The sequence below is a fragment of the Pseudomonas antarctica genome, from assembly GCF_001647715.1.
Taxonomy (GTDB): Bacteria; Pseudomonadota; Gammaproteobacteria; order Pseudomonadales; family Pseudomonadaceae; genus Aquipseudomonas; species Aquipseudomonas antarctica_A.
Genome location: NZ_CP015600.1, coordinates 5,259,520 through 5,277,900, shown reverse-complemented (window position 1 = coordinate 5,277,900; position 18,381 = coordinate 5,259,520). Strand labels below are relative to the sequence as shown.

Sequence of the window (18,381 nt, the reverse complement as noted above, 5' to 3'; positions counted from 1 at the left end):
GGTGTACAAGCTCAGCTTCTTTGTGCCCGACAGCCATGTGGAGACGGTGAAAACCGCCGTCTTTGCCGCTGGCGGCGGGCGCATCGGCAATTACGACAGCTGTGCCTGGCAAGTGCTGGGCCAGGGCCAATTTCGCGCGTTGGACGGCAGCCAGCCGTTTATCGGGCAAGTCGGCCAGGTTGAAGTGGTTGAAGAATGGAAGGTTGAGCTGGTGGTGGCGGATGAGTTGATCGTGGCGGTTGTGGCCGCGTTGAAACTGAGCCATCCCTATGAGACACCGGCGTATGAGGTGTGGCAGTTGGCGGATTTTTGATTCGCAGATTGTAGAAACAAGAAACCCGCTGGGCCAGTTTGGTCAGCGGGTTTTTTGTTGTTTGCAAGGGCCTATTCGCGAGCAAGCCCGCTCCCATATTTGACCGCATTGCCACGTCAGGCACCGATCAAACTGTGGGATCGAGCTTGCTCGCGAACGCGCCGGGACAGGCACCTCAGATCTTTCCCACAGGCCTTTCAGGTTGTCCCTCGGAACCCGTCTCAATAGCCTTGCTCGGTCACTGAAAAGTCAGTGATCGGGATTTGAGCTCAATACCCGTTCAACAACGTTGCACCGGCTTGAGATTCAATAATGGGTTTTCCAGATGTCGTCTCTCCCCGACTCAATACGAATACCCCACTGGGCCAGGCTTTGATTTCAATGTTCAAGTCCATCGAGGTGGAGTTGATGGTTGAGGGCGCCAAGCCCGGCGCGGTAAAGGTTATTGTCTTTGGCGGTTGTGCTGTCCATTTGTATACGCACCATCGAGTTTCCACTGATGTGGATGCAGAAATTTATTGCGCGAATGCGCGAGACACATTGCGTCTACGGACATTGCTGGCGGAGTTTCCAGAAACATTTTTCGATGAGCAATCCGGCCGCGTCATGGAGCTGAACTACGATCTTCAATACAACACTGCATTTGGCCCGCTTCATGAAGACTACTGGGAACGAAGTATTCCCCTCGAGGCGTTTCCTGATAAATCTTCACTGCATCTGCACATAGCTGCGCCTATCGATATTGCGATCTCCAAATTGGGCAGAGCTACTGATCAGGATATAAGCGACATCATGGCGTTGCTCAGGGCAGGCTTCATCGTTACCACTGAGTTCCGTCGATTGGCATTGCAGGCGATTGATATGTATGTTGGCAACAAAGAATCACCTAGATCCATTCTGACCAATATTCTGCACGACTACTTGGAGACTGAAGTTGACGAAGCCTTTTAACGCTCCCGTCCTCTCATCCGCCTTGGATACGCTGGTCAAAAGCCCTTTGAATCAGGCTGATGATGCTGCGCTTGTCGTTGCAGCGAAGGCGGTTTGGTATTCGGACGCGAACCTTGTGGGCGAGGTGAGGGCTTTTCTGAAGGCGCACTCCAGTGAAGTGGAGCTTCGCCGCGCAGGCTACTTGCTGGAGCGATTCACGCGCTTTTCATGTGCGACGGATTCCCGGGTATTGGAAGCGTTGAAGGCGCTTGAATTGTTTTCGGCTTCTGCTGCCAAGCACAACGTGCAACCGCAAGGCGCTGTTGCGCTGCGCAGCCGTCGTGATGAACTGGCGGTGTCTTGGGGGTTGAGTGAGGGGCTGGGTTTAAAGGCTCAAGCGTTGATGCCTTTTCAGACGCGCCATTACGAAGCTGAGCAGCGTGCGGCGTCTGCTTAGGCGTAGATTGCAAACAATGAACCCGGCTTAGGCCGGGTTTTTTATTGTCTGCGCTATCTTCAGGTCTCGGAGATTTCCCACAGGCCTTTCAGGTTGTCCCTCGGAACTGGCCTCATTAACCTTCGCCAGTCGCTGCCAATTCAGCGATCGGGACTGCAAGCCTGCCGAAATCATGTTGGGAGCTAAGAAGCGCCGCTATAATCGTGGCGTTTTTCATGGTCATCGTTTTGTGGTGGCTGTGCGTGGGAGACCTTCGGGTCTGCCGAGCTGCTCCTGACTCGGTCTTGCAGACCCGCGCACAGCTGCCTCCCATCATCTGCAAGTGATGTTGGCAGCTCCTATTTTTCAGGAGATTTACCATGATCAAAGACAGTCCCAATCCTCCATCTGATTCTCAATCTACCGACCATATTTTCACCGTACTGCCCAACCTGAACAGCGAAACCCTGCTCGCCAACGCCTCCCAAGACCTGGCATCCGTGCAGGCGCTGGCGGGCAATCTGGCGTTTGATATCGACGGCCCGCAGCGTGATGCGGTGCTGGGGATTCATCGGATGCTGGAGGGTATTCAGTTGATGGTGGATCGGGTGTTGGATTTAGTTGAGGTGCCCGAACAGAAGTAATCGGGCGCCTGTCTGGCCCAATCGCGGGCAAGCCCGCTCCCACATGTTGAGCTGTGAATACAGCCAAATGTGGGAGCCGGGCTTGCCCGCGATGAGGCCAGAACAGCCGCTACAGCGCTAGACCCTGGCGCCGACCTCACGGCCACTGACCAACCGCTCCAGCGCCTCGCCCAACCCCAAGGCCTTGTCACCAATCAACAGGTGCCAAACCCCGCTGTCCAACTGGCTCACACCCTGGCAACCCAGCGCAGTCAAGTCGGCCTCGGACAGCACCGAGTCATCCCCCAATTCCACGCGCAACCGAGTCATCGCCACGGCTTCCAGCTGCCGCACATTCCCGCGGCCGCCCAAGGCGCTCAGCCATTTCTCGGCCTCGTGCACATTCACCGCAACCGGCTTATCCACAGGCGCAGCCGCTACCGGTGCAGTGGCAACAAATGACGGCATGGCCAAGCGAATCTCATCAGCAATGCTGTCGGCCATCGGCCCCACCACCACCTGCAAACTCCCACCATTGCCAGGCCGCACCACGGCCATCGCGCCAAGCGCTTTCAGTTCCGCGTCCACTGCCTTGTTGCGATCCACCATGTCCAGCCGCAGGCGCGTGGTGCAGGCGCCGACACTCAACAAATTAGCCGCACCGCCCAGCGCACGGATGTACGCACCGGCCCGCTGGTTCTCACTCATCGCCTCGGCCTGCACCACCGGGATATCTTCGCGACCCGGTGTCTTCAGGTTGAAGCGACGGATGCAGTAGTTGAACACGCTGTAGTAGATCACCGCGTAAGCCAACCCGACCGGGAACACCAGCCAGCCATTGGTGGACTTGCCCCAGCCCAGCACCATGTCGATAAAGCCGCCGGAGAAGGTAAAGCCCAGGTGGATATTCAACAGGTCAGTGACCGCCATCGACAGGCCCGTCAGCAGCGCATGGATCAAATACAGGAACGGCGCGAGGAACATGAAGGCGAACTCAATCGGCTCAGTCACACCGGTCAAAAACGAGGTCAGCGCCATCGACAGGAAAATCCCGCCCATGACTTTGCGGCGTTCCGGCAGCGCGTTGCGGTACATCGCCAGGCACGCGGCGGGCAGGCCGAACAGCATCACCGGGAACATACCGGTCATGAACTGGCCCCCTTTCGGGTCGCCGGCGAAGTAGCGGGTCAGGTCGCCGGTGACCACTGCACCGGTTACCGGGTCGGTGAAGCTGCCGAACACAAACCACGCCATGTTGTTGAGGATATGGTGCAGGCCGGTGACGATCAGCAGACGGTTAAACACGCCAAATACGAAGGCACCAATGCTCCCGCTTTCCATCAACAACACACCGAAGCTGTTGATGCCGTGCTGGATCGGCGGCCAGATCAAGCCAAAGATCACCCCCAGCGCAACGGCCGAGAAACCCGTGGCAATCGGCACAAACCGCCGCCCGCCGAAGAACGCCAGGTACTCCGGCAGTTTGATGTCCTTGAAGCGGTTGTACAGCCCGCCGGCCATCAAGCCGCTGGCGATACCGGCGAGCATGCCCATGTTGATGGTGGTGTCCATCACCTTGAGCGTGGAGACCATCACCAGGTAACCGATTGCGCCCGCCAGGCCCGCTGTACCGTTATTGTCGCGGGCAAACCCCACGGCGATGCCGATGGCGAAGATCAGCGCGAGGTTGGCGAAGATCGCTTGCCCGGCATCGTGCATCACGGCGATGTTGAGCAGGTCGGTGTCGCCCAGGCGCAGCAAGAGGCCGGCGATCGGCAAGATCGCGATCGGCAACATCAGCGCACGGCCGAGGCGTTGCAAGCCTTCGATAAAGTGTTGGTACATGGCGTGTCTCCCTATTCTTGTTGTTTTCAGCTCAGCGGCCAGTGGTGTTGACAGGCTTGGCGAACGGCTTTGGCGCTGCTCAGGTCGAGCAGGCGTTGGCTCAATTGCCGGCATTGAGCCGCGTCCAGGTGGCGGACACGGTCCTTGATTTCTCCGATTTGCGGCGGGCTGACGGACAACTCGCTGACACCCAGGCCGATGAGTACCGGCGTGGCCAGCGGGTCGGACGCGAGGGCGCCGCAGATGCCGACCCAACGCCCATGTTTGGCAGCCCCCGCGCAAGTCTGGGCGATCAGCCGCAGCAATGCCGGGTGCAGCGCATCGACCCGGGCGGCGAGGCCGGCGTGGTCGCGGTCCATGGCCAGGGTGTACTGGGACAGGTCATTGGTGCCAATGGACAGGAAGTCCGCATGCTGGGCCAACTGCTCGGCCATCAGCGCGGCGGCGGGGACTTCGATCATCACCCCCAGCTCCGGGCGTTGGGTCAATTCCAGCTCCACGCACAATTCATCCAGGCGCTGACGGATCTGCAGCAATTCGTCGACCTCGCTGACCATCGGCAACAGGATGCGGCAACGTTCCAGCGGGCTGACTTGCAGCAGGGCGCGCAATTGCTGGTCGAGCAGTTCAGGCCGCACCTGAGCCATGCGAATCCCGCGCAGGCCCAACACTGGGTTGGCTTCGACGGGCAGCGGCAGGTAGTCGAGCTGTTTGTCGCCGCCAACGTCGATGGTGCGGATGATCACCGACTTGTCGCCCATAGCGTCCAACACGGCTTGATAGGCCTGGCGCTGCTCCTGCTCATCCGGCGCGGTGCGACGGTCGACAAAGAGGAATTCGGTGCGCAACAGGCCGACGCCATCGGCACCGTTTTCAAAGGCCACTTGGGCTTCGGCGCTGGAGGCGACATTGGCGGCGACTTCAATGCTCACGCCATCGGTGGTGCGGGCCGGTTCCTGCGCGTGGGCCTGTTGCTGTTGGCGGCGCAGTGTTTGTGCGTCGCGAATCTGGTGCACTTCGGCGTGGCGCGCCTCGCTGGGAGCCAGTTCCAGGCGACCGTTGGCCGCATCCAGCACCACGCGTTGGCCTTGGGGCACATCGAGCACTTCGGCGCCCAATGCCACGACGCAAGGCAAGCCTTTACCGCGGGCCAGAATGGCGACGTGGGACGTGGCGCCGCCTTCGGCCATGCAAATGCCTACGGCGTTTTGCGCACTCAATTGCAGCAGGTCGGATGGCGTCAGTTCATGGGCGCTGACAATTGAACCGGCGGGCAATTCGAAGTGCCAGGTTTCCCCCAGCAGTGCGCGCAGCACGCGTTGTTGCAGATCCCGCAGGTCATTGGCGCGCTCGGCAAACAGCGGTTTGCCCAGCGCCAGTAACACGGCGCATTGCGCCTGGATCGCATCACGCCAGGCGTGGGTGGCGGCGCTGCCGTGTTCGATGGCGCCGGTGGCGGCGTCCAACAGCGTCGGGTCTTCCAGCAGCGCGAGGTGGGCGGCGAAGATATCTTCTTCCTCGACGGCTTTGCGTTGGCGTGCCTGGTCCAGCGTAGTGCGGATCTCGCCGCGCACGCGCTCAAGGGCCGTATCCAGCCGTTGCAATTGTTCGTCGGCACGATGGTTGCCGGTGTCTGCCGGCAGCTCGATACCGGTCAGGCGAAACAGCGGCCCGCACACCAGGCCGGGCGCTGCACACACGCCTTGTAATACACCGGCTTCGGTATTTGCCTTGCGTGGCGCGACGGCAACCGGCGCGTGCGGTTCTTCGCTGATGGCGACAGACAGTGCCGCAACCAACGCCTGCAACGCGGCCTCGCAATCCTTGCCGCGGCAAGTGACACGTACCTCGTCGCCTTCGCCGATACCCAGCCCCATCAGGCCGATCAGGCTGTCGCACGCCGCCGATTTACCGGCGAAGTGCAGCTGCGCCTGGCTGCTGAAACCTTGGGCGGTCTTGCGGATCAACGCGGCGGGGCGCGCATGCAAACCACCCCGGTGAGTGATACGCACGCTGGCACGGACTTCGGTGAACGCGTTATCCACAGGCGTTTGAGCCGGTGCTGCCGAGCGCGCCACGATGTGTAGCAACGGCTCACCAAGCTTGACGATTTTTCCCGCCACCGGCCGCAGCTCAAAGTGCTCGCCATTAGTCAGAATGATCAGGCTGATCAGGCTCTTGCACTGGCGCGCAATCCGGTCCAGATCGAACTGCACCAGCGCCTGGCCCTGACTCACCCGTGCGCCTTCCTTTACGAGCAGCGCAAACCCTTCGCCATTCAGCTCCACGGTGTCGATGCCCACATGCATCAGCACCTCCGCACCGTTTTCGGCACGAATCGTCAGCGCATGCCCGGTGCGGGCGACATGGATAATCACCCCGTCACAGGGCGCGTGCAGGCAGTCGTTCAGCGGGTCGATGGCAATACCGTCGCCCATGGCGCCGCTGGCGAACACTTCGTCGGGAACGTTGCCCAGGGTCAGCACCGGGCCACTGAGTGGGGCGCTTAGGGTCAATTCATTATTGTTGTAAGACATGGGCACGGTACTCATCAGGAAAACGCTACTCAGTGAGTGCGGGTAACTTTGCTCAGGTGACGCGGCTGGTCCGGGTCCATGCCCCGCGCTTCAGCCAGGCCAGCGGCCATTACGTAAAAGCTTTGGATCGCCAGGATCGGGTCAAGGCTTGGGTGTTCGGCGCGGGTCAGGGTCAGGTCGCGCTCGCTGATATCGTCCGGCGCGGCCAGCAGCACGCGGGCACCGCGTTGGCGCATGTCGGCGGCCAGGCTCAGCAGGCCAGCTTGCTCTGCACCGCGTGGGGCGAACACCAGCAACGGGTAGCCTTGGTCGATCAAGGCCATCGGCCCGTGGCGCACTTCGGCGCTGCTGAAGGCTTCGGCCTGGATCGCCGACGTCTCCTTGAGCTTGAGCGCAGCTTCCTGGGCGATGGCAAAACCGGCGCCTCGGCCGATGACAATCAGCCGTTGGCTGGTGCGCAAGGCGTCGATGGCTGGGGTCCAATCCTGTGTGGCGGCTTCACGCAGGCCGGCGGGCAACGCCTGGCAAGCTTGCAGCAGCAACAGGTCCTGGTTCCAGTGGCCGATCAACTGCGCGCTGGCGCTGAGGGTGGCGATAAAGCTTTTGGTGGCGGCCACGCTTTGTTCCGGGCCTGCGCACAATGGCACATGGAATTCGCAGGCGGCTTCCAGCGGCGAGTCCTCGGCGTTGACCATCGAAATGCTCAAGGCGCCGCGTTTGCGCAGCAAGCGCAGGCTGTTGACCAGGTCCGGGCTTTGCCCCGATTGGGAGAAACCGAACGCGACCTGGCCGCTGACTTTCAGCGGCGCCTGCAACAGCGTCACCACCGACATCGGCAACGACGCCACTGGAATGCCCACATGCTGCATGGCCAGGTAGGCGAAGTAGCTGGCGGCATGGTCCGAACTGCCACGGGCAATGGTCATCGCCACTTGCGGTGGCTGGCGGCGCAGGCGCCCGGCGACTTCCTCCAGCATCGGGTTCAGGCGTTGCAGTTGCGCCGCGACGGCGTCACAGGAGGCCAGGGCCTCTTCAAGCATTTTTGAAGTCAATGGTTTCTCCTTCGACCATTACGTCGGTGAGGTGCAGGGAGCGGTCCAGCCGCACGCAATCGGCAAAGCTGCCCGGTTGCAGGCGCCCGCGTTCTTCCAGGCCCAGGTAATCCGCAGGAAATTGCGACAGGCGTTGTGAGGCTTCGCTGATGGGCAGGCCGATTTTCACCAGGTTGCGCAGCGCCTGATCCATGGTCAGGGTGCTGCCGGCGAGGGTCCCGTCCGCCAGGCGCACGCCGCCCAGGCATTTGGTCACGGTGTGGCTGCCCAGCTTGTATTCACCGTCGGGCATGCCGGCGGCGGCGGTGGAATCGGTGACGCAGTACAGGCACGGGATCGAGCGCAGGGCCACGCGGATGGCGCCGGGGTGTACGTGGAGCAAATCCGGGATCAACTCAGCGTATTTGGCGTGCGCCAGGGCGGCGCCAACGATGCCCGGTTCGCGGTGATGCAGCGGGCTCATGGCGTTATATAAATGCGTGAAGCTGGTGGCGCCGGCAGCGAGGGCGGCGACGCCTTCTTCATAGCTGCCCAGGGTGTGGCCGATCTGCATGCGCACACCGCGTTGGCTGAGCGCGCGGATCAGGGCATCGTGGCCAGCGATCTCCGGAGCAATGGTGATCACCCGGATCGGCGCCAGGCGCAGATAGGCTTCCACTTCGGCCATCAGTGCGGTGTGGGCGAAGTTGGGTTGGGCCCCGAGTTTGCCGGGGTTGATGTACGGCCCTTCCAGGTGCACGCCGAGTACACGGGCGCTGCCGGTGGGGCGCTGCTCGCAGAAAGTGCCGAGCTGGCCAAGCACGCGGGAGATTTCGTCCACCGGTGCCGTCATCGTGGTGGCCAGCAGCGACGTCGTGCCAAAACGCACGTGGGTGCGGGTGATGGTCTCGAAGGCGTCGGCGCCTTCCATGATGTCTTTGCCGCCACCGCCGTGCACATGCAGGTCGATAAAGCCCGGCAGCAGGTACGGCAAATCGTTTTCAGCGGGGTCGCACGGCGCGCCTTCAATGGCGACCACCTTGCCGTGTTCGTGCACCAGGCGGCCGCGAATCCAGCCGTGGGGCGTGAGGATATTATCTTCGGACATGGGCAGTTCTCTAAGGCCGCAATTCAGCGGCAAAATCGTAGCGGCGCAGCTCTGCGACAAAGTCGTAGTAATCGTTGCGGCAGTAGGTGTCGGTGATTTCAATCGGCGTGTTGTCGGCGGTGTAGCCGACGCGGGTCATCAGCAACATGGCGGTGCCGGGGGCGATGCCTACCAGCTTGGCGAACTCATCCGAGGCATTGATCGCCTGGATATGTTGCAGGGCGCGCACGATGGGCTTGCCGATGCTTTCCAGGTATTCGTACAGCGAATTGCCGATGGCTTGCGGGTGCGGCAGCACTGAGGCAGGCATGGCGGTCATTTCAATCGCCATGACGGTGTCGTCGGCTTTACGCAGACGCTTGAGGCGCGCCACTTTGTCGGTGGGCGACAGGCCCAGGCGGATCAGCTCTTCGTGGGTTGGCTGGGTGATATCGCGCTCCAGCCACTGGGAGCTCGGCACAAACCCCTTGAGGCGCAACATTTCGCTGAAGCCTGAGAGGCGTGACAGCGGTTGTTCCAGGCGCGGTGTGATAAAGGTTCCAGAACCTTGGCTGCGGCGGATCAGGCCTTGGGCAAACAACACTTCCAGCGCTTTACGGGCGGTGACCCGCGAGATGCTTAATTGCTCGCTGAGGGCGCGTTCCGATGGCAGTGCCTGCTCGGATTTCCACTGGCCGGCATGGATCGCCGCTTCAAGGTTGCGGGCCAGTTGCAGGTACAGCGGCGTGGATTGTTTGTCGTCTGGGCGCAGCGTCAGGATAGGGTTCATCTGTGAAGTTTCCGATGCGGTTATTGGAGTGTTGTCGCCCGGTAATGGCCGGAAATTAATACCACTTAAATACCATGTCAATGCTGCCAAAACGGTGCGAGTGCCGGTTTCAGGGCGCCTTAATGGTGCCTGGTATCAAGTGGTATTAGAGAGGTCTTTATGGCGCGCGCAAGTGCGCAGCCCGCGCGGTGAACTGGTATTCACCGGCAGGTGCTGCCGTGGGCAGGAAATTATTTTTGAATTATTTTACGAGCGGTACGACTTTACGGCCGAATCTCGATCATGGTGCCGTCTTTGACCAGGTTCCAGACTTCGCGCATATCCACATTGCGCATGCCGATGCAGCCGTCGGTCCAGTCCAGGGTGTGGAACCACTGCTCCGGGTATTCCTCGGTGTCGGGCGTACCGTGGATCATGATCATGCTGCCTGGCCTCACGCCTTCGCGGCGCGCACGGGCGGAGTCGCTGATATTCGGGTAGGAGATGTGCATGGCCAGGTTGAAGCGGTCGCTGGTCTTGCGCCAGTCGATCCAATAAAAGCCTTCCGGCGTGCGGCGGTCACCTTCGAACTGCTTGGTGCCTTTAGGATTTTTACCCAAGGAGATGCGATAGCTCTTGAGCGGCTTGCCGTCGTTGATCAGTTGCAACTGATGGGCGGACTTGAGCACCAGGATTTTCTCGACAGGTTTGCCGCCGAGGGTTTCCACCGAAGAGGCCGAAGACAGGGTAGCGAACGACAGGCAGATAAGAGCGAGCAACCAACGCATTAAAACGGTTTCCCTAGTAAAGGTGCTGCCTGGAGTGTTGTTATTTGGCCGGCCGCGTCATGGGCGGCACCGACTCGCTGCGAACCGGGAACAGCTGTTGCTGACGGTCAGCGAAGAAACATTCTAAGGTACGCCCGACTGTGCGGAAAGCCAGCTCTGACCAAGGGATGTCGGCTTCATCGAACAGCTTCACTTCAAGGCTTTCGGGGCCTGCGGCAAAGTCCAGGTCGACCAGCTCTGCGCGGTAGAAGATATGCACCTGGCTAATGTGCGGCACATCGATCAGGGTGTAGAGGCTCAGGTTGCGCACGCGGGCGCAGGCCTCTTCCAGGGTTTCGCGCATGGCGGCCTGTTCCACGGTCTCGCCGTTCTCCATGAAACCGGCTGGGAGTGTCCAGTAACCCAGGCGGGGCTCGATGGCGCGGCGGCACAGCAGCACTTTATCGCCCCACACCGGTACGGTGCCGGCGACGATATTGGGGTTCTGGTAGTGAATGGTCGAGCAGTGATCACACACAAAGCGCAGGCGTGCGTCGCCTTCGGGAATGCGCTGGGTAACCGGTTTACCGCACTGGCTGCAGAAGTTCATGCTGGGGTTCCTGGAGAGTCGGCACATCTTGGCTCGGTGCCAGGCTTTCCTGCAAGTTGTCGTTTCGCGACATGCACCGGGTTTTGGGGTTGGGCACCCGCACGCTTTGGTGCATGATGCAAGGTAGCCAACAGACCGAGATGACTCATGCTGGACGAGCTACTCCGCCGGGTAAGCAATCACACCCCTCACACGCTGGAGACCGACGGGCGTTTTCCCGAGGCTGCGGTGTTGGTGCCGATTACTCGCAGTGACGAACCTGAGCTGATCCTGACCTTGCGCGCCAGCGGCCTGTCGACCCACGGTGGCGAAGTGGCGTTTCCGGGCGGGCGACGTGACCCCGAAGACCCGGACCTGATCTTTACCGCACTGCGCGAAGCCGAAGAAGAAATCGGCTTGCCGCCCGGCCTAGTGGAGGTCATCGGCCCGTTGAGCCCCTTGATTTCCCTGCACGGCATCCGTGTAACGCCCTATGTCGGGGTTATCCCCGATTACGTCGAATACCTGGCCAATGATGCGGAGATCGCTGCGGTCTTCAGCGTGCCCCTGGAGTTTTTCCGTCAGGACCCGCGCGAACATACCCACCGAATCGATTACCAGGGCCGCAGTTGGTATGTGCCCAGCTATCGGTTTGGCGAATACAAGATCTGGGGGCTGACGGCGATCATGATTGTCGAGCTGATCAACCTGCTCTATGACGACGCGAAGATCAGCCTGCATCAGCCGCCCAAGAGCTTTATCAATATATAAGCCATCGCTTGAATGGCCAGCCGTGAGGAAAAACCATGAAATACCGCCTGGGCGACGCCCGCGTCGAGACTCATCCACGCAGCTGGGTGGCGCCGAATGCCACGCTGGTTGGCAAGGTCAAGCTGGAGGAGGGCGCCAACGTCTGGTTCAACGCGGTGTTGCGTGGCGACAACGAACTGATCCTGATCGGCAAGAACAGCAACGTGCAGGACGGCAGCGTGATGCACACCGACATGGGCTATCCGCTGACCCTGGGCACCGGCGTGACCATCGGTCATAACGCCATGCTGCATGGCTGCACCGTCGACGACTACAGTTTGATCGGCATTAACGCAGTCGTCCTTAACGGCGCCAGGATCGGCAAGCATTGCATCATCGGCGCCAATTCGTTGATCGGCGAAGGCAAGGAAATTCCCGATGGCTCGTTGGTGATGGGCTCGCCGGGCAAGGTGGTGCGGGAACTGACCGAGGCGCAAAAGCGCATGCTCGAAGCCAGCGCTGCACACTATGTGCATAACGCGCAGCGGTATGCGCGTGATTTGGCTGAGCAAGAAGAATGAACCCGGTAGAACGGCCTGTCGCCTCACCGTGCGTGAGTATTTGCGCGTTGGATGATGACGATATTTGCACCGGCTGCCAGCGCACCGTGGATGAGATTACGCGCTGGAGTCGCATGGACAACACCGAGCGCCGAGTGGTGCTGGGGTTGTGCCATGAGCGGGCGAAGGCGAGTGGGTTGGTGTGGATGATGCCCGGTAAGTCGGGGGCCTGATAGACCGCTTTCGCGAGCAAGCCCGCTCCCACATTTGATCGTGTTTATCCTGTAGGAATACGGTCAAAGTGTGGGAGCTGGGCTTGCCCGCGATGAGGCCCTTCCAAGACGACATATTTCAAAATGTGAAGTACCCTGTGGCCCTTGCCCACAGGTCTCCCGCGCTATGTTCTTCCTGATCGCCTACATCAGCAGTGTCGTGCTGATTAACTTCGCTTTCTCCACCGCCCCGCACCTGGACGTTATCTGGTCCGCCTGGGGTGGCCTGGTGTTTATCCTGCGCGACATGGTGCAAACCCGTTTCGGCCACGGCGCGATCATTGCCATGCTGGCGGCGCTGGTGCTGTCGTATATCACCTCCGACCCGTCCATCGCCCTGGCCAGCGCCACGGCATTCGCGGTGTCCGAGTGCATCGACTGGCTGGTGTTCAGCATCACCAAGCGCCCGCTGCATGATCGCCTGTGGATAAGTTCGGCGCTGAGCATTCCCATCGATACCTTTATCTTCTTTGGCCTGATCGGCGCGCTGACGCCAGCGGTGGCCGGCACGGCGTTGGTGTCGAAATTCGCCGGGGTCACGGTGGTGTGGCTGATCATGGCGTGGCGTTTGCGCAAACGGGCCGTCGCCAACTGAGGCCAATTTTTACAGTTCATGTAAAATGCCGGCCTTTCTCCCCATGATCCGCTCCCCTGAGGACCTGAGATGACCCGAATCGGAACTCCATTGTCGCCAACCGCGACCCGCGTTTTGCTGTGTGGCTGCGGTGAGCTGGGCAAGGAAGTGGTAATCGAACTGCAACGCCTGGGCGTTGAAGTGATTGCCGTGGATCGCTACGCCAACGCGCCTGCCATGCAGGTCGCCCACCGTAGCCATGTGATCAACATGCTCGACGGCGCCGCCCTGCGTGCCGTGATCGAAGCGGAAAAACCGCACTTCATCGTGCCGGAAATCGAAGCCATCGCCACCGCCACCCTGGTGGAGCTGGAGGCCGAAGGCTTCACCGTGATCCCGACTGCGCGCGCCACGTCGCTGACCATGAACCGTGAAGGCATCCGTCGCCTGGCCGCTGAAGAGCTGGACCTGCCGACTTCGCCGTACCACTTTGCCGACACCTTCGAAGACTACAGCAAGGCCGTGCAGGACCTGGGCTTCCCGTGCGTGGTCAAGCCGGTGATGAGTTCGTCGGGCAAGGGCCAGAGCCTGCTGCGCAGCACTGATGACGTGCAGAAAGCCTGGGATTACGCCCAGGAAGGCGGGCGGGCGGGTAAAGGTCGCGTGATCATCGAAGGCTTCATCGACTTCGACTACGAAATCACCCTGCTGACCGTGCGCCACATCGGCGGCACCACCTTCTGCGCGCCGGTCGGCCACCGTCAGGAGAAGGGCGACTACCAGGAATCCTGGCAGCCGCAAGCCATGAGCCCGATTGCCCTGGCGGAATCCGAGCGCGTGGCCAAAGCGGTCACTGAGGCGCTGGGTGGTCGCGGCCTGTTTGGCGTGGAGTTGTTCATCAAGGGCGATCAGGTGTGGTTCAGCGAAGTGTCGCCGCGCCCGCATGACACTGGCCTGGTGACCCTGATTTCTCAGGACTTGTCGCAATTTGCCCTGCACGCTCGCGCGATTCTGGGCCTGCCGATTCCATTGATCCGTCAGTTCGGGCCTTCGGCTTCGGCGGTGATCCTGGTGGAAGGGCAGTCCACCCAGACGGCATTCGCCAACCTCGGCGCCGCCTTGAGCGAGCCGGACACGGCGTTGCGTCTGTTTGGTAAGCCAGAAGTGAATGGTCAGCGTCGGATGGGTGTGGCGTTGGCGCGGGATGAGTCGATTGAGGCGGCTCGGGCTAAGGCAACGCGTGCTTCGAAGGCTGTTGTAGTAGAACTCTAAACCGCGTCGCGTCTATCGCAGGCAAGCCAGCTCCCACATTTGATCGGGTTCACAAAGTTTGATGTGTGAATACATTTCAAATGTGGGAGCTGGCTTGCCTGCGATAGCAATCTATCAGGCGACCTTGTTCAAATCATTATCCCGCGTCTCTTTCAGGCACAGCACAGCGATCAAGCTGAGCAGCGCTGCCGCCGACACATACCCGCCGACATAACTCAGCCCGCCCATCGCCACCAGCTTGGTCGCGAAGAACGGCGCCGCCGACGCACCGACAATCCCACCCAGGTTATACGCCGCCGAAGCACCGGTATAACGCACGCGCGTCGGGAACAGTTCCGGCAGCAAGGCGCCCATCGGCGCGAAGGTCACGCCCATCAGGAACAGCTCCAGCGCCAGGAACAACGCCACCGCCCAGGTCGAGCCGTGGGTCAGCAGCGGTTCCATGGTGAAGCCCGACAGAATCGCCAGCACTGCGCCGACGATCAGTACTGGCTTGCGCCCGTAGCGGTCACTGGCCAAGGCTGCCAATGGCGTGGCCAGGCCCATGAACAGCACGGCGAAACACAGCAAGCCCAGGAACGTTTCGCGGCTGTAGCCCAGCGTCGATACGCCGTAGCTCAGGGAAAACGCAGTGGTGATGTAGAACAGCGCATAACACACCACCATCGACGCCGCGCCCAACAGTACCGGCAGCCAATGCTGGCTGAACAGTTCCACCAACGGCACTTTCACCGGTGCTTCTTTGGCCACGGCGTTGGCGAACACCGGGGTTTCATGCAGTTTCAAGCGCGCATACAGGCCGACCATCACCAGCGCCGCGCTGAGGATGAACGGTATGCGCCAGCCCCAGCTGCGGAATTGCTCGTCGTTCAGGCTCATGGCCAGGATCAGGAACAAACCGTTCGCGGCCAGAAAGCCAATTGATGGGCCCAATTGCGGGAACATGCCGAACCAGGCGCGCTTGCCCTTTGGTGCGTTCTCGGTCGCCAGCAATGCTGCGCCGCCCCATTCCCCGCCCAGCCCGAGGCCCTGGCCGAAACGCAGCACACACAACAGAATCGGAGCCCAGGCGCCGATGCTGTCATAGCCCGGCAGCAAGCCGATCAATGTGGTGCACACACCCATCAGCAGCAACGAGGCGACCAGGGTTGATTTGCGCCCGATACGGTCACCGAAATGGCCGAACAGCGCTGAGCCCAATGGGCGGGCGATGAAGGCGATGCCGAAGGTCAGGAACGACGCCAGCATCTGCGCGGTGCCGGACGTCTGCGGGAAGAACACCGGGCCGATCACCAGCGCAGCAGCAGTGGCGTAGATATAGAAATCGTAGAACTCGATGGCGGTGCCGACGATGCTCGCGGTCGCGACCCGTGCGGTCGAGTTGAGCGGGGCGGCGGTTGCAGCCTCGTTATAGGTGGTGCTCATGGCGGTATCCCTGACGGTCATTGCGCGTTTGGACGCGGATTATTATTGGTCGAACACCCAAGGATCAGGGGCGTAGGCGGGGCGGCTCGGGATGGGAGCAAACACCGGTCAGACACGGTAAAGCGGTGCCTGGACGCGCTGAGTGCGGGTAGCACGCGGTCGGGCGGGGCTTGGGTAAGCCGAGCCGATTATAGGAAGGGGGTTGAACAGACAACAAGGGGCTCAATCACGATCTATCAAACGCTGCAAATCAACTGTGGGAGCGGGCTTGCTCGCGAAAGCGGTGGGTCAGGTCTAGATGAGCTGACTGATCCACCGCTTTCGCGAGCAAGCCCGCTCCCACATTGGATTGTGTTATGCCAAGAGGTTATGCGGCGACCGGAACGCGGCTGGTGTGCCAGATCAGCACTTTGCTGACGCGGTTGTCCTCGGTCTCGAGGATTTCCAGGCGATAGCGGCCGATTTTCAGGCACACCGCGCAATCCGGAATGGTCTCCAGCGCTTCGGTCACCAACCCGTTGAGGGTCTTGGGGCCATCGCTGGGCAGGTGCCAGCCCAGGCTCTTGTTCAGTTCGCGGATCGAGGCGGCGCCGTCGATGATGAAACGGCCATCGGGTTGCGCGTCGATATGCGGGTTATCCACCGTCTGATCGTTTTCGAATTCGCCAACGATTTCTTCGAGGATATCTTCCAGGGTGACGATGCCGAGCACTTCACCGTATTCGTCCACCACCATGCCCAGGCGTCGCTGCTGCTTGTGGAAATTCAGCAGCTGCAGTTGCAGCGGGGTGCTTTCCGGGACGAAGTAAGGTTCGTGGCAAGCGGCGAGCAAGGCATCTTTGGTCAGGCTGGCATCAGGCAGCAGGTGTTGGATCTGCCGGGTGTTGAGCACCGCTTCGACTTGGTTGATGTCGCTGTGGAACACCGGCAGGCGCGTGCGCTGGGAAGCGCGCAATTGCTCGATGATTTCTTCAACCGGATCGTCCAGGTTGATGCCGTCCACTTCGCTGCGCGGTACCAGAATGTCGTTGACCGTGATGTTGTCCAGGGCGTGAATACCGGGCATGCCGGGGGTTCGGTTGTCGTCGGACTCGGGCTCCGGTTCATCATCGTGATCGGGCAGCGGCTCGTCGCTTTTTTTCACCACGCCGGTTTTGCGTGCGAAGGGGCGCAGCAGCAGCAGGCTGATGCCATTGAGCAGCCACGCCAGCGGATAAAGAATTTTCAGCGGCACGCCCAGCAGCGTATTGCCGAAGCCCAGTACGGCCTGGGGATGGCGAACCGCGAGGGCGCGGGGCAGGTAGTCGGCGAGCACCAGCAGGATCGCGCAAGAAATCAGCCAACCGAGCCACGGGCCGTTCTGCGCCCAGGCATAGATCGCCAGCAAGGTGCAGAGAATAACCACTGCAGCGCGACACAAGCTGTTGCACAGGATCAGGCTGTGACGCGGGAAGTTCAGGCGGGCGGCCGCCTTGTCACCCTGGCGTGTACCAGGACGCAGTGCCAGCAGGTGTTGTTGTGCGGCTTCGATGGCGGTAAACAGCGCCGCCCATAACACCAGCAAGGTGATTACCGCGAGCATCGGCCCAAGGGGCAAGTTGTCCATGATCGCTGCCCGTCAGATATGCAGGATGTATTCGCGAACCAGCTTGCTGCCGAAATAGGCCAGCATCAGCAGGCAGAAACCGGCCAGGGTCCAGCGGATCGCTTTGTGCCCACGCCAGCCGAGACGGTTGCGACCCCACAGCAAGACGCTGAAAACGATCCAGGCCAGGCACGCCAGCAAGGTTTTGTGCACCAGGTGCTGGGCGAACAGGTTTTCGACGAATAGCCAACCGGAAATCAGCGACAACGACAGCAGTGTCCAGCCGGCCCACAGGAAACCGAACAGCAGGCTTTCCATGGTTTGCAGCGGCGGGAAGTTCTTGATCAGCCCGGACGGGTGCTTGTTTTTAAGCTGGTGGTCTTGCAGCAGCACGAGCAACGCCTGGAACACGGCGATGGTGAACATGCCGTAGGCGAGAATCGACAACAGAATGTGGGCGAGGATGCCCGGTTCCTCGTCGATGACCTGCACGGTGCCGGTCGGGGCAAATTGCGCCAGCAGTACCGTCAGCATGCCCAGCGGGAATAGCAGCACCAACAGGTTCTCGACGGGGATTCGATAGCAGGCCATCAGCGTCAGCGCGATGACGGCGGCGGCGATCAGGCTGGCGGCGCTGAAAAAGTCCAGGCCCAGGCCGACCGGCGTCATCAGATGCGTGAACAGGCTGGCGGCGTGAGCCAGCAGGGCGATGACGCCAAAGCCCACCAGCAGGCGTTTGTCCGCTTTTGTGCCCTGGGCCAGACGAGTGCCCTGATAGAGAGTCGCAGCGGCATACAAAAGGGCGGCGGCGAGGCTGGGTAGCAAACTGGGTGACAAGGGGACCATAAATCCTGATAGACAAGCCCGAAAGGCGCTGAGTTTGGCACACACCTGCGCTCCACGAAAGACTCCCGGGCCAGACAGCGGGTGTGCACAGGCGCAGTCTTCGCTATAATCCGCGACCTGCCCACGCCGCAGGCTCGCCGAGCGCTGTTTTTAATAGCGATTTACCACAG

19 protein-coding genes are annotated in these 18,381 nt (G+C 60.9%); 9 read left to right on the top strand and 10 right to left on the bottom strand.

The window, feature by feature from the left end; translation table 11 throughout:
• The first annotated feature begins 1 nt into the window (after nucleotide 1).
• The 4 genes from A7J50_RS23965 to A7J50_RS23945 all read left to right on the top strand — a co-directional run bounded on the left by A7J50_RS23965 (nucleotide 2) and on the right by A7J50_RS23945 (nucleotide 2,323).
• Entirely contained in the window at nucleotides 2-313 is a 312-nt protein-coding gene (locus tag A7J50_RS23965; RefSeq protein ID WP_015885716.1) for an NIF3 1, read from the top strand.
• 312 nt (nucleotides 314-625) lie between these two features.
• Nucleotides 626-1,264: a DUF6036 family nucleotidyltransferase gene (locus A7J50_RS23960; RefSeq protein ID WP_064454018.1), complete on the top strand. Its 639-nt coding sequence runs from the start codon at nucleotides 626-628 to the stop codon at nucleotides 1,262-1,264.
• On the top strand, nucleotides 1,248-1,700 hold the full coding sequence (locus A7J50_RS23955; RefSeq protein WP_064454017.1) for a hypothetical protein: 453 nt from the start codon (nucleotides 1,248-1,250) through the stop codon (nucleotides 1,698-1,700). The genes A7J50_RS23960 and A7J50_RS23955 overlap by 17 nt, the downstream gene beginning before the upstream one ends.
• Nucleotides 1,701-2,059: 359 nt before the next feature.
• Nucleotides 2,060-2,323 carry a DUF6124 family protein gene (locus A7J50_RS23945; RefSeq protein WP_064454015.1) on the top strand — a complete coding sequence of 88 codons (264 nt, stop codon included), beginning with the start codon at nucleotides 2,060-2,062 and terminating at the stop codon, nucleotides 2,321-2,323.
• Between the two features lie 117 nt (nucleotides 2,324-2,440).
• On the opposite strand, the gene nagE is transcribed toward A7J50_RS23945, so the two are convergent.
• From nagE to A7J50_RS23910, 7 genes are all read right to left on the bottom strand, one after another.
• On the bottom strand, nucleotides 2,441-4,147 hold the full coding sequence (nagE, locus tag A7J50_RS23940) for an N-acetylglucosamine-specific PTS transporter subunit IIBC (protein ID WP_064454014.1): 1,707 nt from the start codon (nucleotides 4,145-4,147) through the stop codon (nucleotides 2,441-2,443).
• Nucleotides 4,148-4,173: 26 nt separating this feature from the next.
• Nucleotides 4,174-6,684, bottom strand: a complete 2,511-nt coding sequence (gene ptsP / locus A7J50_RS23935) for a phosphoenolpyruvate--protein phosphotransferase (protein ID WP_064454013.1) — start codon at nucleotides 6,682-6,684, stop codon at nucleotides 4,174-4,176.
• 29 nt (nucleotides 6,685-6,713) lie between these two features.
• Nucleotides 6,714-7,724 carry an SIS domain-containing protein gene (locus A7J50_RS23930; RefSeq protein ID WP_064454012.1) on the bottom strand — a complete coding sequence of 337 codons (1,011 nt, stop codon included), beginning with the start codon at nucleotides 7,722-7,724 and terminating at the stop codon, nucleotides 6,714-6,716.
• A complete protein-coding gene (gene nagA, locus A7J50_RS23925; protein WP_064454011.1) occupies nucleotides 7,717-8,823 on the bottom strand; it encodes an N-acetylglucosamine-6-phosphate deacetylase in 1,107 nt (368 codons plus the stop codon). The genes A7J50_RS23930 and nagA overlap by 8 nt, the downstream gene beginning before the upstream one ends.
• Nucleotides 8,824-8,833: 10 nt before the next feature.
• Complete coding sequence (locus tag A7J50_RS23920) at nucleotides 8,834-9,592, bottom strand: GntR family transcriptional regulator (RefSeq protein WP_064454010.1); 759 nt, start codon at nucleotides 9,590-9,592, stop codon at nucleotides 8,834-8,836.
• A gap of 263 nt (nucleotides 9,593-9,855) precedes the next feature.
• Nucleotides 9,856-10,359: a L,D-transpeptidase family protein gene (locus A7J50_RS23915; protein WP_064454009.1), complete on the bottom strand. Its 504-nt coding sequence runs from the start codon at nucleotides 10,357-10,359 to the stop codon at nucleotides 9,856-9,858.
• A 40-nt stretch (nucleotides 10,360-10,399) separates the two neighbouring features.
• Nucleotides 10,400-10,948, bottom strand: coding sequence for an NUDIX hydrolase (locus tag A7J50_RS23910; RefSeq protein WP_064454008.1), 549 nt, complete (start codon nucleotides 10,946-10,948; stop codon nucleotides 10,400-10,402).
• Between the two features lie 147 nt (nucleotides 10,949-11,095).
• On the opposite strand from A7J50_RS23910, the gene A7J50_RS23905 reads away from it, so the two are divergent.
• The 5 genes from A7J50_RS23905 to purT all read left to right on the top strand — a co-directional run bounded on the left by A7J50_RS23905 (nucleotide 11,096) and on the right by purT (nucleotide 14,355).
• Nucleotides 11,096-11,698, top strand: coding sequence for a CoA pyrophosphatase (locus A7J50_RS23905; protein ID WP_017736785.1), 603 nt, complete (start codon nucleotides 11,096-11,098; stop codon nucleotides 11,696-11,698).
• A 35-nt stretch (nucleotides 11,699-11,733) separates the two neighbouring features.
• Nucleotides 11,734-12,258 (top strand): gamma carbonic anhydrase family protein, encoded by a 525-nt coding sequence (locus A7J50_RS23900; RefSeq protein ID WP_064454007.1) that lies wholly within the window; start codon nucleotides 11,734-11,736, stop codon nucleotides 12,256-12,258.
• On the top strand, nucleotides 12,255-12,470 hold the full coding sequence (locus tag A7J50_RS23895) for a DUF1289 domain-containing protein (protein WP_060754280.1): 216 nt from the start codon (nucleotides 12,255-12,257) through the stop codon (nucleotides 12,468-12,470). The genes A7J50_RS23900 and A7J50_RS23895 overlap by 4 nt, the downstream gene beginning before the upstream one ends.
• A gap of 166 nt (nucleotides 12,471-12,636) precedes the next feature.
• A complete protein-coding gene (locus A7J50_RS23890; RefSeq protein ID WP_053257839.1) occupies nucleotides 12,637-13,104 on the top strand; it encodes a preQ0 transporter in 468 nt (155 codons plus the stop codon).
• Between the two features lie 69 nt (nucleotides 13,105-13,173).
• Nucleotides 13,174-14,355 (top strand): formate-dependent phosphoribosylglycinamide formyltransferase, encoded by a 1,182-nt coding sequence (purT, locus tag A7J50_RS23885; RefSeq protein ID WP_014719785.1) that lies wholly within the window; start codon nucleotides 13,174-13,176, stop codon nucleotides 14,353-14,355.
• A 114-nt stretch (nucleotides 14,356-14,469) separates the two neighbouring features.
• On the opposite strand, the gene A7J50_RS23880 is transcribed toward purT, so the two are convergent.
• The 3 genes from A7J50_RS23880 to A7J50_RS23870 all read right to left on the bottom strand — a co-directional run bounded on the left by A7J50_RS23880 (nucleotide 14,470) and on the right by A7J50_RS23870 (nucleotide 18,211).
• A complete protein-coding gene (locus tag A7J50_RS23880; protein ID WP_053257838.1) occupies nucleotides 14,470-15,780 on the bottom strand; it encodes an MFS transporter in 1,311 nt (436 codons plus the stop codon).
• A gap of 367 nt (nucleotides 15,781-16,147) precedes the next feature.
• Nucleotides 16,148-17,386: a transporter associated domain-containing protein gene (locus tag A7J50_RS23875; protein WP_064454006.1), complete on the bottom strand. Its 1,239-nt coding sequence runs from the start codon at nucleotides 17,384-17,386 to the stop codon at nucleotides 16,148-16,150.
• Nucleotides 17,387-17,398: 12 nt separating this feature from the next.
• Entirely contained in the window at nucleotides 17,399-18,211 is an 813-nt protein-coding gene (locus A7J50_RS23870; RefSeq protein ID WP_064454005.1) for a cytochrome C assembly family protein, read from the bottom strand.
• Between the last annotated feature and the right edge of the window lie 170 nt (nucleotides 18,212-18,381).